Below are 16285 nucleotides of genomic sequence, written 5' to 3'. Positions count from 1 at the left end.
CCCAGATCGTGTTGCGCAGGCCCGCGCTCACGACGATCAGCAGCTCGTCGGCCGGTCGCCGGTCGAACCCGGCGTCGTCCAGCACGGCGGCCGGGTTGCGCAGCATGGCCTCCACGAACGCCGGCGGCGCGCGCGCCATCAGCTGCCCGAGCACACCGCCCGCACGGAAGCGCTGCACGCCCCCGGGCCCGGCGACCTGCTCCAGCAGGCCGGCGGCCGCCAGCTCGTCGAGCGCACCCGCGACCCCCGCCTGGCCGGCCTTCTCGACCAGCTCCGAGAGCGACCCGGTCCATGCGTGATCCGCGGTCCGCAGCATGCCGCCGATCACGTCGGCAGCGCTCACGCCCGTCACGGGGATGCCGTTGTGGGCGTCGAACACCTCGGCTGCCCAGACCAGCCGCCACACGACGCTGATCAGCGTCTCGGGGCCGGCGGTCGGCAGCTCGGCGGGAGCGGTGGCGTTCCAGGCGAACTGCCGGCGCTCCCACTCCAGCCGCGGCGGGCCGCGCTGCCGGGCGAGGTAGCGGATGAGCCAGCGGGTGCCGAGCGCCGCAACGACGACGGCGGCGCTGTAGAGCGTCGGTGTGCTGGCGAGCGCGTCGAGCACACCGCCGAGCAGGTCGCCCACGGCGTCACCGCCCGCCATCGCGATGCCGACGACGTCCGGCATCGTGCCGGAGCCGCCACTCTCAGACGTGCTCAGCAGCAGGTTCGCGCCCACGAAGGCCAGCACGGCGAGCCCGGCCCGGCGGAGCTTGCCGCCCTTGCCGCTCTTGCCGCTGTCCGGGCCGTCGGGGCCCTCCGGCGAGCCGTCCGACGCGGTGCCGCCGGTCGACGGCGGGCCACCGCCGGGCGGGCCGCCACGACCGGTACCGCCGCCCGTGCTCGCGCCGGTGTTCTCCGGGAGCGGCACCTCGTACGTCGTCGTGCCGGCGGGCTGCGTTCCCGGCTGGGCGCTCGACACCGCGCCGCTGATGTCGGACGGTCCGCCCGGCACGATCGCCACCGGCGCCTCCGGCGTGGCCGCCTTCAGCGCGTGGCGCACGCGGCGCTTCTCGCCCCGGTTCCAGTCGAGGCCGTGCTCGGCGGCGAACCGCCCGATCGCGTCGGCGACGGGCGCCTTGGTCGGCCACTGCGCGCGCTGGATCAGCGCGCGCAGCTCCGCGGCGTCGACGGCACCCGAGACGACGAGGTCGTGCAGGTCGCGCAGCAGGTGCTCGGGGATCCCGGTGCCGGCGAGGCGCTCCAGCTGTGTGCGGGCGTCGTCACCGATGAACGCCGTGATCGTGTCGGCCGCGACCCCGGCCGGCACGCCGGCGACCGCCGATTGGAGGCGGATGAGCGCGGCGTCCACCAACCGCTGCTCCGGGGCCGTCTCCGGTGTCCCGAGCGTCTGCTCGACGCCGGCCGCCCGCTGCAGCGCCGCCAGCGCCTGCGCCGCCGCGACCCGGGCGTCGGCGGCGGCGGCCCACTCGCCGGCCTGCTCCATCGCCGCGTACTGCGCCGCGAGCCGCGTCAACGCCTCGACGGCGCCCGCGCGGTCACCGGCGGCGATGAGGTCCTGCACCGCCTGGACGGCCTCGGGCGTGGCGCCGAGCTGCTCGGCCGCGATGGCGTCGGAGCGGGCCGACGACGGGGCGAGCTCGCTGGTGCTGCCGGTGAGCGAGCGGTACTCGCCTAGCGCGGTGTGTAGGTCCTGGCGGATCGCGCCGACCTGCGTCACCGCCGCGCCCAGCGCAGCCGCGCCCGAGCCGTCCTGCAAGAAGGACCCGGTGGCGTTCGCGACAGCCTGCCGGGCCGCGGTGAGATCCTTCTGCAGCTGCGTGATGCGGTCGGTGACGGCGGTGACGGCGGCATCTGCGGCTGTGCTGACGCCGGTGGTGCGGCCCGGCGGCGTGCCGAGCCCCGTCGCCGCCGCCTCGCCCTGCACGGTGCGTGCGATCTCGGTCTCGGCAGCGATCTTGCCGGTGAGCACGTCCTTCAGCCGGGCGTTGGTGATCCGGTCGGCGCGCTTGATCGTCTTCTCGACGAACCGGACGGCGTCCTTGGGGAGCGCCCCGCTCCGCCCGGAGTACTTCTTCCGCAGCGCCGCAAGCTTCCTGGCGTTGCCGTACCGGGCGAGCAACGGGTCGTCCAGCGAGACCTTCAATCCCGCGTCACCCGGCTCACCGTTGCGCCCGGCCCGGCCGAAGCCCTGGTCGAGCGGCCGGCTGCCGTCGAACATGCTCATCGTGGTGACGCGGAGGCCGCCGGCGCCGGTGACCGCGTTCCACGCGGGCGAGCCCTTCGCCCCGAGCGAGATGTCGGTGCCGCGGCCCATCATGTTCGTGGCCACCGTGATCGCGTGCGGGCGCCCGGCCGCCGCGGCCACGGCGTTCTCCCAGTCGATCACGCCGTCCAGCGCGTTGACGACCTGGACGGTGATGCCCTCCTTGCGCAGCGCCGCCGCGAACAGCTCGGTCTGCAGCGGGGTCCGGAAGAGCAGCAGCTCGGGCTGCGGGCTGTTCGCCCGCTTCTTCAGCTCGGCCAGCATCGCGGCGGTCAACGGACCGTTGCCGCTGTAGACCTCGGTTGGGCGGATCTCCAGCCTGCGCGCCTCGTGCGTCGGGATCCGCACGACGTCCATGCCGTAGAGGCTGCGGAACAGCGAGCGGGCCCGCATCCCCGTGCCCGTCATGCCGGCGACGGCGCCGTAGTCCTTGAGGAACGACTTCACCGTCATGGTCGCGACGGTCCGCTGCGCGCGCTGCGCCGGGATGTCCAGCTGCGTCTCGAGGGCTTCGTGCAGGCCCTGCGTCCAACGCTGGCCGGTGAGCGAGCGGCCGTTGTTGTTGTCGAGGATCTCGGCGAGCGTCTCGCCCCTGAGCACGAAGTCGGACGCGTTGACCAGGCGCCTGGCGCGCAACGCGTTCGCCAGGTCGACGCGCTGCGTCTCCGACAGCTCGCCACCGATCTTCTGCTCGATCAGCGTGTGCTGCCGGCGGCTGATGGTCAGCCCGTCCTTGCCGAACGAGAACTCGGTGCCCTCCGTCAGGCCCCGTGCGGTGTCGCGCGCCCACTGCAGCTCAGCGGTGCGCACCCGCGCCTGGACGCTCTCGGCCAGTCGGTGCGGGCTGGCGCCCCAGTCGAGCAGCACCATGTCGGCCTCGTCGACGAGCGCGAACGCCTGCCGGCCCATGACCCGGTCGGACTTCGGGACCCGCAGGTCGTTCATCCGGTCGAAGATCATGTCGGTGGCGGTCGAGATCGTGATGTCGGCCTTGTACGCCGCGCGCCGGTCGGCGAGCGACTGCAGCTCGCCGCTGCGCAGCCCGACCGTCAGGCCGAGCTCCTTCGCGACGGGCTCGTAGTACTTCTCGAACGCGAGCTCCGCGAGCGGCCCGCTCGTCGTCATGACGTGCACGCCGCCGGGGCGACCCTTGACCCTCCCCTCCAGCGCGCGCTTCATCGCGACCGCCATCCCGGTGACGGTCTTGCCCTCACCGGTCAGCATCTCCACGACGTTGCCGCGCAGCCGCAGGCTGAGCTTCACCAGTCGCGCCGATCCGAACACCTGGCCGTCCATCACGAGGGCGGCAGCCAGCTGCACGGGCCGGAGCCCGTAGTACTTCCCGTCGATCCGCGTGGTGCGGATCTTCTCGGCGACGACGGCCAGGTACTGCGCCCTGCTGATCTTCGAGCGCTTGGTGCCGTTCGCCACCAGGTCCTGCGCCTCGGCCAGGCGGTTCTCGTCGGTCCAGATCCGGATGACCTCCGAGACACGCGCCTTGAACGGGCGCATCATCCGTGCGTCTCTGACTGCCTCCTTGGCGTACTTCAGGTTGAGCTTGGCTTCGGCGACCGCCGCGTCGTGGCGGTCGTACGCGTCGAGCAGGTCCTTCCGCCGGGTGCTGTCGGTCGACTTCCAGTACTCGCGTTCCAGCTCGGGCCGGGCAGTGTCCCGCTTCGCCTTCGCGTCGCGGAGCGCCTGCTTGGCCGTCTTGACGTCGGCCTTGCGGCCCTTGACGTCGGCCGCCTTCTCGGCATCGCCGACCTCCGGCCGTGCGGCCGGCCCGTCGGTGCTCTTGACCGGCTCTCCCGAGCCGGGTGTGGTGCCTTCCTTCGTCGCCGGCGGGTCGCCGCTGCGCACCGCGCCGTGCTTGGTGATCCCGACCTCGGCCGAGCTGTCCGGTTTCCCGCCGGACTCGGTGGTCTTGGCGCCAGGCGTCTCCGGCCCGGTGCCCGGGGTGGGGGTGCCGCCGCCGGAGCCGGGGTTCTTCGGGCCGCCGCCCTTGGACGCCACCGGCGACGGCGCTGACGGCGGCGGCGTGGCCGGATCGCCGCCGGGGGTGCGCGGGCCGGCCGGGGTGCCCGGGACCTGCTGGGTCGTCCGCTCGCCGGCGCCGGTCTTGCTGCCCTGCTTGCCCGACTGCGAAACCTGCGAACCCGACTGCGAACCGGTATCACCGGTGTTCTTCCCGGAGCCCGTGCCGGCCTGCTCGCCGCGGCCGGTGCCGAGCGGGTTCTCGCTGCTGACGTTGGGGCCGGTCGACTCGCCGGTCCGCTCGCCGGTGCGGCCGCCCGTCGGGCCGGCGCTCGTCCCGGTGTCGCCCATCGACGCCTGGCCGCCCGGCTTCGTCGCGCCCGTCGGCTCCGTCCGGATTCCGGTGCGCGGCGCCGTGCTCCACTCGGCCTTGTAGCCGGCGGGGCGCTGCACCCACGCGGTGCCGTTGCCGTCGATGGTGACCTCGACCCGCGGGCCGGCGCCGGGCGGCGCCTGCTCGCCCGCGATCGCCTTCTTGATCGCCGACTTCTTGACGCCCAGCTGGCGGGCCAGCTGCGCGGCCGTCACGGGCTGGCCGCCGGCGTCGGTCATCATGGCGTCGACCTTGTCGGCGAGCGTCATGTCGCGTGGCGCCTGTGCCCACGGCTTGCCGGCGGCGAGGTCGCGGCCGAGCACGCGGTCGGTGACCCGCGCGCGGTCGGCGGCGACCCGCTCCCACGAGCGCTGCACGCCCGCGAGCCGGGCGTCGCGGATCACACCGGTCGTGCGCTCGGTGACCTTCCCGACCGTGCGCTCGTACGAGCGGTTGAGCGCGGGGTCGAGCGCGGTGCGGCGGCTGCCGACGTTGGCGTAGGCAGCGTTGCGACTGTTCCATCCGATGATGCCGTACCGGGTGATCAGGCGCGCGTTGTCGGCGCCGCGGGCGAGCGAGCCGGCGGTCTTCTGCAGGCCGGTCGACGTGTAACCCCACAGCTTCGTCGTCGGGCGGCCCGCGATCGCGCCGGCGAGCGACCGCATGCCGGCCGCCTGCGCGCCCTTCTGCGCGACGTGCGCCAGCGGGGTCGCAACACCGCGGTAGACAGCCGCGCCGGCCCGGAACGGCACACCGACGAGCGTGTACGGCAGCGTCGCGACGTGCACGGCACCCGCGGTCGGCCGGCTCAGCCCACTGTAGATCTTCGACCGGAGCGTGAACGTCTTCGCCGACGCCTCCAGCGACCGGATCGTCGCCGCCTGGCCGCCGCGCTTGGCCATCGTGGCCGCCAGGTTCTGCGCCGCCGTCGCGCGGGTGGCGTTGCGCAGCGCCGCACCCTTCAGGCCGGCCGTGGTCGGCCCGAGGACGATGAGGATCGGGAGGCCGTCCTCCATGAGCGTCTCGATCGGGCGCGTGCGGTAGTCGTTCTTGGCGGTGTGGTTGACGAACCACCGGTTGTAGGCGTTGGTGAGCGGCGTGACCACCATCGAGCCGGTCAGCGGGTAGAGCGCGGTGTGGTACTCGGCGTAGGTCTTGAACTGCTCCCGCTTGGGCTTCTTGTCGTTGGCCCACGCCGTCGGGTCGATCTCGCTGATCTTGCCGGCGAGCGGGGTGAACCCGAGCCCGACCGCCCTCGCGGTGTTGCCGAACACGCCGTCGTACCGGAGGCGGTTCCACGCCTCCTTCGCGCCTTCGCCGATGATCACACCGGGCATGGAGACGATGCCCGCAGCAGCGGTGAACGCACCGCGGGCGAGATTCTTGCCGAAGTGGTCGGTGTCGCCGCCCCACTTCCGGTTGAAGCGGCGCACCGTCTCCGACTGGATGAGTTGCGCACCTTCTGCCACGAACCGGAAGAAGCCCTTGAAGCTCTTCGGGTCGTGCTTGTTGATGGCGTCGCGCAGCCCGTCCTTGCCGTCCTCGTCCAGGACAGAGCCGAGGTCCCTGATGAGCCCGGCCCCGTTGATCTGCCTGAGCAGACCCTCCTCCATCTTCCCGCGACCTTCCGACCCCTCTGGGCCGAGGAGGAACTCGAGCGCCTGCTTGTCGTTCTGCGGCAGGCTCTCCAGCCTGGCGGCTTCGGAGAGGTTCGCCGGCAGCCTCAGCTTGCCCGTCTTGGGGTCGGGGAAGTGGTACGCCCACGTCGCGGCGAGGTCGGAGATCTGGTCCGGCGTGAAGTCCGAGCCGTCCTCGTTGACGAACGGGCTGTTCTCCGCCTCGACCATCTTCTTGACGAAGTCGTAGCCGCCGGCGGCGCGGATGGCCAGCGGCACGTCCGGTGAACCCGTCGACGGGAGCTGCATGTCGTTGAGCGGGTTGGAGACCCGCCGCGGCGCCTCGATGCTCGCCTCGTACCCGAGCTGGACGGCCTGGGAGAAGTTCGCGACCTTGTTCGCCGCACGGGCCTGGGCGTCCGTCTTCGGCGTCGGGATCAGGTCGACCGCACCGGCGATCGCCTTGACGTTGCGGTCGGCCGCGGCGATCTTCGCCGCGTACTCCGGATCACCGGCGGCGGCGACCATGGCGTCGTAACCGCGCAGGACGCTCTGGCTGCCCTCGAGCTGCTGGCGCAGCTTGCCGGTCTCGCCGTCGAGCACACCCTGCGCCTTGGCGATCTTGTCCTGCTCCGCCTGCAGCGCCTTCTTGTCGCCGCCCTTGCCGTTGTTGTAGGCCTCGATCGCCTTGTTGTTCTTGTCTCGGCGCTTGTCGAGCGCGTCCTGGCGCGGGTCGAGCGCCTTGAGCTGGTCCATCGTCTTCGCGGAGACGTCCTGCTTGTCCAGGATGGTCGTCCTGGCCTTCTTGAGCTCCTCCTGCGATGGCTTCCAGCCGTCCTTGTAGGTCTTGCCGAGCACCTGGGCGACAAGCTTCGGGTCGCCGGCCAGCTTCCGCTCGACGTCCTCGGTGGTGTGCTCCTGGGTGCCGTTGACCGTGAGCACGTCGCTGAGCGCCGCGCCGGTGCGCCCGAGCCGGGTGTTCGTGGTCTTGCCGAGCTTGTCGACGGCCTTGGCGATCGCCGCGACCTCGGCGACGGTGAGCTTCTCGCCCTTCTTCTTCTTGGCCATCGCGGCCTCGATCAGGTCGACGACCGGCTTGGCCTTGGCGTTGCCCGTGTTCGCCATCCAGCCGAGGTGCGACTGGCCCGCGGTGTAGCGGAACGCGGCCCGCGCCTTGTCGAGCAGCGTCGGCCGCCCGCTGGAGCCGTCCGGCCGAGCGGTCGGCATGCCGAGCGCGTCGGTCACCTTGCTGGTCGGCTCCACCCAATCGAGCCGCTCGTCGGGGCTGACCGAGCCCTTGCAGTCGCCCTTGCAGGCCTGGCCCTTGTTGTAGCCGTCCTTCTCGGTGTAGAGCAGCGCGAACCGACCGCCGTCGCCGCGGGTCTCGACCCATTCGCCGTACGCCTCGCTGCCCCGCGCGTACGCCGCGCCCTCCGTGAACGCGATCGCGCCGCCACCGCTGCCGTCGTCGTTGCGCAGGAACTGGACCCACTCGGCCTTGCCCTTCTGCGCCGAGTCGATGTTCGCCTGCTGGGAGTCGAAGGTGTTGTTGATCTCCGAGCCGGTCCCCTGGCAGGCCGCTCCGGGCGAGGAGATCGAGCAGAAGTTGATCCCGCCCTTGCCCTTCTCCGTCGGCATGTAGTGCCCGCCGTCGCAGTTCTCGCAGTTGAACTCGACCCCGTCCGCCGTGCGGATCTTCCCGTAGCCGTTGATCAGGATGGAGCCGCCGAGACCGGCCGCGTTGCGGGTGACGATCGAGCCCTTGCCGGTCGCCATGCCCGGCTCGATGTCCATCCCGTCGTTCAGGACGTCGCCCTCGGCCGAACGGAAGGAGATCTTGCCGTTCCAGGTGATCTGCGCCGGGTTGCCGTGCATGTCGCGGCCGGTGATCATGCCGTCGCCGTCGATCGTCACCTTGTCGATGAACGGCTTGCCGGGCAGCTTCGCCCCGGTATAGGTGCAACCGCCGCGGCAGGTCGTCTGGAACGGCGAGCCCGTCTTGATGTTGGTCAGCCGGAAGTTGTTGTACTCGTTCTTGTTCGGCGACGTCCGGTTGTAGGTGGTGGTCTCTCCGGTGGCGCCGTTGGTCACTCCACCCTTGCCGCGCACCCAGCCCGCGCCGTTGCCCTTCGCGTCCTTCGCGACGTAGATGCCGTTCTCGCCGTACGCCGAGTCGCGCGTCTTGCCGGTCTTCGACTTCGGCAGGGAGCCGGAGTACGGGCCCTTCTTGGCGTTCGGGTCGAAGTCGACCTTCTCGCCGTTCGGGCCGGTCTCGTTGACGCGCGTGCAGGGCGCCTTGCAGACGCTGCCGTAGACCTTCTCGCCCTTGGGCTTGATCTTCCAGACGACGTTGCCGTCCTTGTCGCGCTCGATCAGGACACCCTGGTCGTCCTTGCCCATCTTCTCGATCTTGACGGGCTTGCCGTTCTTGTCCAGCACGGTCCCGGGCGGGAGCACCAGCTTCGGCGGCGCGGTCGAGGTGAAGACGTTGCCGCTGCCGCTCGTGTCGCAGGTCGAGTAGCTGCCGGAGCACTTGCCGCGGCCGAAGCCGTTCGGGCCGGCCTTCGCCTCGGCCGTCACACCGCAGCCGCCCGCGGTGCCGCCGCCGCTGCAGGTGGCCTTGCCGGTGGCGATCCAGTAGCCCTCACCTGCCTTGGCGAGGCTGTCGTAGACCTCGGCGTGCGCGGTCCAGTTCGCCCGGCAGTTCGCCGCGCCAGCACAGCTCGCCGACGCGCTCGCGCCACCGGGGCCGGCGTTGGCCGAGGCGGTGACCGAGACCCCGCCACCACCCATGCCGCCGCGGCCGGAACCACTCGCCGAGGCGCTCGCGGAGCTTCTGTCCCGGACCTTCCTGCCGTCGGGCAGCGTCTTCTCCGGCCCGGCCCAGCTGGCCGACGCCGAGACCGACGCCGAGTACGAATGGCGGCAGGTCGTGCCCTTCGTGCCGGAGCACGACGCCGAGGCCTGCGCCCAACCCGGCCCCGACGCCGCGGTCGCCGTGACGGCAACCCCGCCGCCACCCATCTTGCCGCCGCCGAACCCGCTGGCCGACGCACGCGCACCGGCGGCTCGCGCCGAGACGTCCGCACGGTAGGAGTACCGGCAGTTCGTGCCCTTCGTCCCGACACAGGACGCCGACGCTTCGGCCTTCCCACCGCCGGCGCGAGCGGCCGCGGTCGTCATGACCTGCCCGGCGCCCTTCGTGCCCTTGCCGAACCCGCGGGCGGACGCGCTCGCCGCGCCGCCTGCGGAGGCCTTGCTGCTGGCGCGGTAGGAGTAGCGGCACGAGATGCCCTTGCTGCCGGAGCAGCCCGCCGCGGCCATCGCGGACGTCTTCGTCGTCTGTGCGACGCCGGTGGTGCCGCACCAGCCCGCACGGGCCGCGCCGCACTTCGCGCTCGCCGACGCCTTCTGCTTGCCGGTCCTGCTCTTGTCGGAGCTGCTCGCCGAGAACTTCTGCTTGCAGTTGGTGCCCTTGCTGCCCTGGCAGTTCGCCGCCGCCATCGCCGAGGTCTTCGTCGTCTGCGCGACCCCGCTCGTGCCGCACCAGCCGGTGCGGGCGGCGCCGCACTTCGCCTCGGCGAGGGCCTTGTTCTTGCCGGTCTTGCTCTTGTCCTTGCTCTTCGCCGAGAACTTCTGCTTGCAGGCGGTGCCCTTGCTGCCCTGGCACTGCACAGCGGCCATCGCCTGCTGCTTGGACGTCTGCGCGACGGCGTTGGTCGCGCACCACCCGGCCTTCGCGCCGCCGCAGCTCGCGGTGGCCGCGGCCGTGTTGCCCTCGGTGCGGCTGGACCGGGCACTCGCCGCCGAGAACTTCTGGGTGCACGTGGCGCCCTTGGCGCCGGTACAGCTGGCCGCGACCTGGGCCCCGCCGGGTGCCGCGCCGACCCGCGTGGTCGCGCCGCACTGCGCGCCCGCCCCCGCGTTGCACGCCGTGCTCGCCGTGGCACGGTTCCCGTCGAACCGGGCGTTGCCGCTCGTGCGGGTGGTGCAGCCCTTGCCTGCGCACCCGGTGGTCACCTCGGCGACGTTGTCGGCCACGAACCCGCCGGTTGCGCTCTGGCAGCCCTCGGTCGAGCGGCAAGCGGCAACGCCGACCGCCTGCGCCGTCTTCCCGAGCGCGGCCGCCTTGCCGGAGCGCAGCGCGTTCGTGATCGTCGCCGGGTCGTCGGTGCCGACGGTGCGGCTCGACGTCGTGACCGGGCAGCCGCCGGCGCCGCGCTTGCAGGAGCCCGATGCCGACGCGGACGTCGTGCCGAACCAGCTGTCCTGCGGGGCGGCGGCCTTCTTGCCCTTCTTGCCGTTCTTCTGGGTTGTGGCCTTCTGGGCTGTGCTCTTCTGGGCGGCGGCCTTGACGTTGGAGACCGCCATGCTGGCCGACGTGCCGACCCCGGCCTGGCAGGGCGCGCCCGGGGTGCAGGCGGCGGAGCTCTTCGAGACCGAGACGCTGGTCGGGTCGGTCTTGGCACCGTTGCCGCGAGGGGCCTTCTCGCCCTTCTCACCCTTCTTTGCCTTTTGGGCCTTGTTGGCGGCCTTGGCGGCGGCGGCGAGCGCCGCCCGCGCTCCCCCGCCCGGCGACGCGGCCGAGGCCGAGTCGCTCGTGACCGAGCCGGTGCAGCCCTCGGGGCAGTCGATCGTCGCGGTGGCCTGCGTCGAGCCGGAGACACCGGGCAGCAGGCGCTTCTTCTTCTTGTCGGTGGGGTCGGGCGTGCCCGAGTTCGCCACGGTCGCCGCGGAGGCGTCGGCCCCGATCGCGCACCCGGCGGTTGCGCCGGTGCAGCGTCCCTCGGAGCGGGAGCGCGAGACCGCGGAGTCACCGAGACCCGTCGTCGTCGACGAACCCTTGACCGCCGCCGTGCAGTCCGGGCCACCGCACTCGGCGAGACCCGACGACTGGCTGAAGGTGATGGGCAGCGGACCGGCGAGATCCTTCGCCGCCTGCTCCAACGCCTTCCGGTCTTCGGCAGCCTGTGCCTTGGCTGCCTTCTCCGCCGCGCGCTTCTCGGCTTCGAGCTGCTCGGCGGACTTCGTGCTTTCCTGCGTCTGGCTGTTCTTCGCGTTCTTCGTCCGGACCTGGGGGCCGTTCGCCATCTCCACGAGGTTGCGGGTCATCAGGTACCCGACACCCGCGCCGGAGGCCGCGGCCGACTTCGACTGCGCGACGCACCCGTTCGTACCGGCAACACAGGTGGAACGGAAGGTCGTGGTGCTGCTCGACGGTGGCCCGCGCGAGCTCTTGTTGCCGGCCATCGCCTTCGTAGCCGCCGGGCCGTCGGTGCTGGTGGTGCTGGACATGACCCCGCCGGTGCAGGTGCTCTCGCACTCGCCGATGGCGTCGGAGGTGGAGAAGCTCGACGGGCCGGCGACCGGCGCAGGAGCCGCGACGACCTTCTTGCCGTTCTTGGCCGGCGTCAGCGGCGCGCCCTGCTCGTCCTTGTCCTCCTGCACGGCGGCGTTCGGGCCACCGGACAGGTCGGGCAGCACGTCCGCGACGTTGTTGCCTGCGCTGGCTGCCGATGTCGCCGAGCCCTCGCAGCTGCCGCCGTTCATCGTGCACTCGGCGGTGCCCTTCGAGCCGCGATCGCGCACACCGTCGTTGCCGGTCGCGGCGGTCGTCACGGTGCCGGTGCAGCCGTCGGCACAGTCGAGCGATGCCGTCGCGATCGAGGCGCTCGACGGGCCGGGGGTCGGCTTGCCGGTCTTCTTGATCTCGACCGGGCCGGTGCCCGGCTGGGTCTGCGTGCCGTCCTGCTGGCCCTGCAGCTGCTGGGCGAGGACCTTCGTGGCGCCCGGCGCGGAAGCCCCGACCGACTTGGTGCTGGCCTCGCAGGCGCCGCCGGAGACCTTGCAGGTGACGGTTGCGGTGGAGGTTTGCGGGACGCCCTTCTTGACCGCGCCGTCGAACCCGGCGGCCGAGCTGGACGCCTTGCCGGTGCAGCCGTTCGGGCAGTCGAGGCTCGCGCTGGAGCGGGAGACGCTCGACGGGCCAGCGGTCGGCTGGCCGGCAACCGGGCGTCCGGTGGCGGGGTCGATCACCACGTGGTCAGCGGCGCTGGAGGCGGCCGACTCGGCGTCACCGTCGCACCGGCCGCCCCGCACCGTGCAGGTGACGGTGGCCGACGAACCGCGCGCGAACTTCGTGACCGCGGTGTCGCGGGCCTGCGTCGTGGTGGTCACCGTCGTGGTGCAGGTGCCCGCCCCGCCGTCGCAGGACCCGTTGCCGGTGGCCGTGGAGCGGCTGACCGGTCCGGTGACCGCCTTCACACCCGGCTGGGTGCTCGTGGTGGGGTCGCGGTCGGCCACCTCGGAGCGGGCGCCGATCTCGCAGCTGCCACCGTCGCCGCGGGCCGAGCAGGTCGAGCGGCCGGTGCTGTCGCGCACACCCTTGATGTCACCCGACGCGGCACCGGCCGTCTCCGCAACACCGGAGCCGCGGCAAGCGGCGGTGTCGCAGTCGAGGGAGGTGGCGGCCTCGCTCGACGCGGTCAGGCTGCGGCGGGCCTTCGTGAAGAGGCTCGCCGGCTGGGCGGTGTCGCCGACCTGGGAGGCGGCGTCGCTGTCGCAGTCACCCGCGGCGGCGCCGCACTTGGCGTTGGCCTTGGTGGTGCGGACGGCTGCCTTCTTGCCGGCGGCCGCCGCGGCGACAACCTTGCCGGTGGTCGCGGTGTTGGCCTTGCCCTTGCAGCCGGTGCCGTCGTTGCACTCGACGTCGGCGGCGACGTCGCTGCGGGCGCCCTCGGAGTCGCTCTCGGTGCGGCTCTGCGTCTCACACGCACCGGCGGCGATCGAGCAGGTGGCGGTGCCCGAACCGGCGCGGGAGGCGTCGGTGGCCTTCTTCGTCGTCTTGGCCGTCTTGGTTGGCTTGGTCGCCTTCTGTGTTGCTGCCTTCTGGGCGGTGACCGACGTGCTGCCGGCGCCGGTGGTCGACTTGCCGTTGCCCTTGCAGCCGGTGGCGCCGTCGGCGCAGCGGACGTCCGCGGTGGCGGTCGCGGCCCGACCCTCGCCGTCGTCCAGCCGGACGCTCGTGGTGATGGTGCAGCCGGCGCTCTTCGCCGCGCAGTCCGCCGTGGCCGTCGCGGAGCGGTTGTCCTTCTGCGCCTTCTCCCCCGCCGTCGCCGCCGCGGTGCCCTTTCCGTTGCCGCCGGTCCGGTTGGTGCAGGTGCCGTTGTCGCTGCGGCAACCCGCGTCGGCGCCGGTGAACGTCGCGGCGCCGTCCAGGTCGCAGCGGCCGGTGCAGGACACGTTCGCCGACGTGCGCGTGTCGGTGGTGGCCTTCGCCGCGGCGGTCTTGCCGCGCGGCGCGGCCGAGCCGGACCCGTCGCAACGGCCCTTGCCCGTCGCACAGGTGAAGCTGGCGCTCTCGGCGTCGGCGCGGGTGCTCTCACCGCAGTCGGCACCCGTCTTGCAGGTGGCCTTCGCGATGTTCTGGCCGCGCTGCGCGGTGCTGCCGCAACCCTGGCTCTTGCCGGTGAGCGTGCACTTGGCGGAGGCCTTCGTGCCGCCGGACTTCGTCGAGACGCCACATCCGGATGAGACGCCGGCCAGCGCGACACAGCGGTCGCTCTGCTCGCCCGTCTTGCTCTTCGACACAGCACCGCACTCGACGAACCGGCCGCTGCTCCCGCAGCCGGCCGCGGACCCGTCGGTGGGGGTGTCGCCCCGCAGCGCGTTCGGGTCGCGCCGCTCGGTGGCCTCACGCAGCTCGTCGGTCGCGGTGTAGAGAGCGGCTTCCGCCTTCTCGTACGCGGCGACGTTCTTCTTGTGGGTGGCAGCCGACACCTTGCCCGCCTTGACCTTCTTGGCCTCGGCGTCGAGCTGCGCCTTGCGCTTCTCGATGGAACGGTGCCCGTTGACCACCTGGTCGACCAGCGCGGCATCCTCGGTGGACAGCTGCGCACGATCGGCCTTGTAGGCCGTGGTCTGCTTCTTGTACGCCGCAGCCTTCGCGTCGTACTGCTTCTTCGTGATCTTGCCCGACTTCAACTTCTTCTGATCTGCCGCGAGCGACTGCTTCGCCTTGTCGTTGGCGATGCGCCCGTCGAGGACCTTCTCGATCTGGTCCGCCTCGTAGTCCTGCTCGTCGCGTGGTGGGCCGCGCGGGTCCGCGTCGGAACGTGTGGCGCGCTTCTCCGCGCCGGCGCCGCAACCGGAGCCACCACCCGAGGCGCACAACACCGACCGCACGCCGTGGTCGTCGGTGACCGCGTCGGCACCCGAGCGGGTGCCGCCGTTGCCACCACCGGAGAACAGGAGAGCCATCGCCTTCTCGGTGTCCGAGCCGTTCGGGTTCACCGGCGGGAAGCCGCGCTTGGCGCCGGCGCGCTGCGCGCACGCGTCCGAACCGCACTTGCGCTTCGCCTCGGCGACCTTCGACTCGATCGTCCGCTCGACCTTCGACAGTGCCTCACGGACGGCGTCGCGCAGCGCGCGGTCCGAACGATCGGCCGCGCTGGGCTTGCCGGCCGCTCCCTTGCCTGGGTTGTTCTTGCCGTCGGCGCCGGTGGTCTTCTTCGAACGCTTGGCCGCCGCCACGATCTCCGCGGCGCGCTCCTTCACCTTGGCGGTCCACTTCTCGGCCGAGCCCGCCTGCTCCACGGCATACCGCACGAGATCGGCGCCGATCTTGTCGTCGCGGCGCTTGTTGTCGGCCTTCTTCGTCTCGCCGGCGATGAACTTCCGAGCGCGGTCCACAACCTTGTCGACGTCACCCAGCTTGTCCGCAACCGCGGTCAGGTCTTCGAGTCCGGTGAGGCGCTTCTTCTTGTCCTTGTCCTTGGGGTTCTTGGCGCCCTGCTTCGTGGCGGCGTCGACGTGCTTCTCGACGAGCTTCTCGATCGCAGCTCGCGCCTTCTCCGGGTTCTTCGTCACGTCCTTCGCGAACGCGCGGATGTCGTCGCCCAGCTTCTCCGGGTCGATACCAGCGAGCCGGACCGCCTTCTCGACAGCCTGCTCCGCCGACTTCTCCGTCGCCTTCTTGGTGCCCTTCTTGCCGGCATCCTTCAGCGCCGCAGCTACGATCTCGAACGCCTCGGAGTCGCGCTTGGCCGTGGGCTTCTTCTTGCTGGCGCCCTTCTCGGTCGCCTTCTCCCCGGTCTTGCCCGCAAGCTTCTCCGTCGCCTTGTCGACTGCCGAAGCGATCGCCTTCTTCGCAGCCTTCTTCTTCTCGGCCGCCTTGTCCAGCTTGGCGTCGATCGTCTTCTCGATCTTCGCCTCGATCTCGCCGATCTTCTTCTCGATCTTCTTGTCGAGCTTCTTCTGGGACTCGGTCGTCGCGGACTTCTTCTTCGCGCCGCTGCCGTTGTCGCCGCCACCGTTTCGGTTCACCACGGCCTGAATGCTGGGCTCGTCACCGTCGTCGGTCGTCCGGGTCGGCTTCTTGGTCCTCTTCTCGACCTTTTCGACCGGCTTGTCGTTCTTGTCGCTCGCGTCGCCGGATGCATCCTGCTTCTTGGTCGGCTTCTTGGCGGGCTTCTTCTCCGGCTTCTTCGTCGGCTTGTCGCCATCGCCGTCGCCGCCGGCGCTGCCACCGTTGCCATTGCCGTCGTCGTTCTTGACGGTCTTCTTCTGCTGACCCTTGTCCTTCTTCACGGGCCGGACGTCGTTGTCGCCGTCCGAGTCGTCGTTGTCGTTCTGCGTCTTGGCGGGCTTCTTCTCGGGCTTCTTGACCGGCTTGTCGCCGTCGCCGTCGCCGCCGTTGTCATAGTCCTTCTTCTTGCTGGGCTTGTTCTCGCCCTTGTCACGGTTCCCGTTGTCGCCCTGGTCGCCGTCGTTGTTGTTGTCGTTCTTGTTCTTGTTGTTGCCACCGCCACCGTCGCCGCCGTTACCGCCGCCGCCGTTGTCGCTCTTGCTTTCCTTCTTGCTCCCGCCTGAGGGCTTCTCCTTACCTCCCTTCAGCACCCACTGGGTAGCAACCGCCGGCGCTGCGACCGCGGCCGATGCGGGCGTGGCGAGCAGTGCCGCCCCGGCCCACAGCGCGCCGACCGCAACGGCCAGCCCGAACGTCCAACGCAGGATCAGAAGAGCGCGGTCGGCCGCGGAGACCCGGAGCCGCAC

1 protein-coding gene (cut by a window edge) is annotated in these 16285 nt (G+C 71.6%); it reads right to left on the bottom strand.

Annotated elements, in window-relative coordinates; genetic code table 11:
* A protein-coding gene (locus LL648_RS12585) for a preprotein translocase subunit SecA (RefSeq protein ID WP_232662680.1) crosses the window boundary here: on the bottom strand, positions 1-16285 show its 5' portion. Its footprint begins 16181 nt before the window's first position; only the first 16285 of its 32466 coding nucleotides appear in the window; the start codon lies at positions 16283-16285; the stop codon falls past the left edge of the window.

The organism is Pseudonocardia sp. TRM90224, from assembly GCF_021245725.1.
Taxonomy (GTDB): domain Bacteria; phylum Actinomycetota; class Actinomycetes; order Mycobacteriales; family Pseudonocardiaceae; genus Pseudonocardia.
The sequence above is the reverse complement of the archived record's forward strand: the minus strand, read 5'-3'. Positions and strand labels throughout refer to the sequence as shown.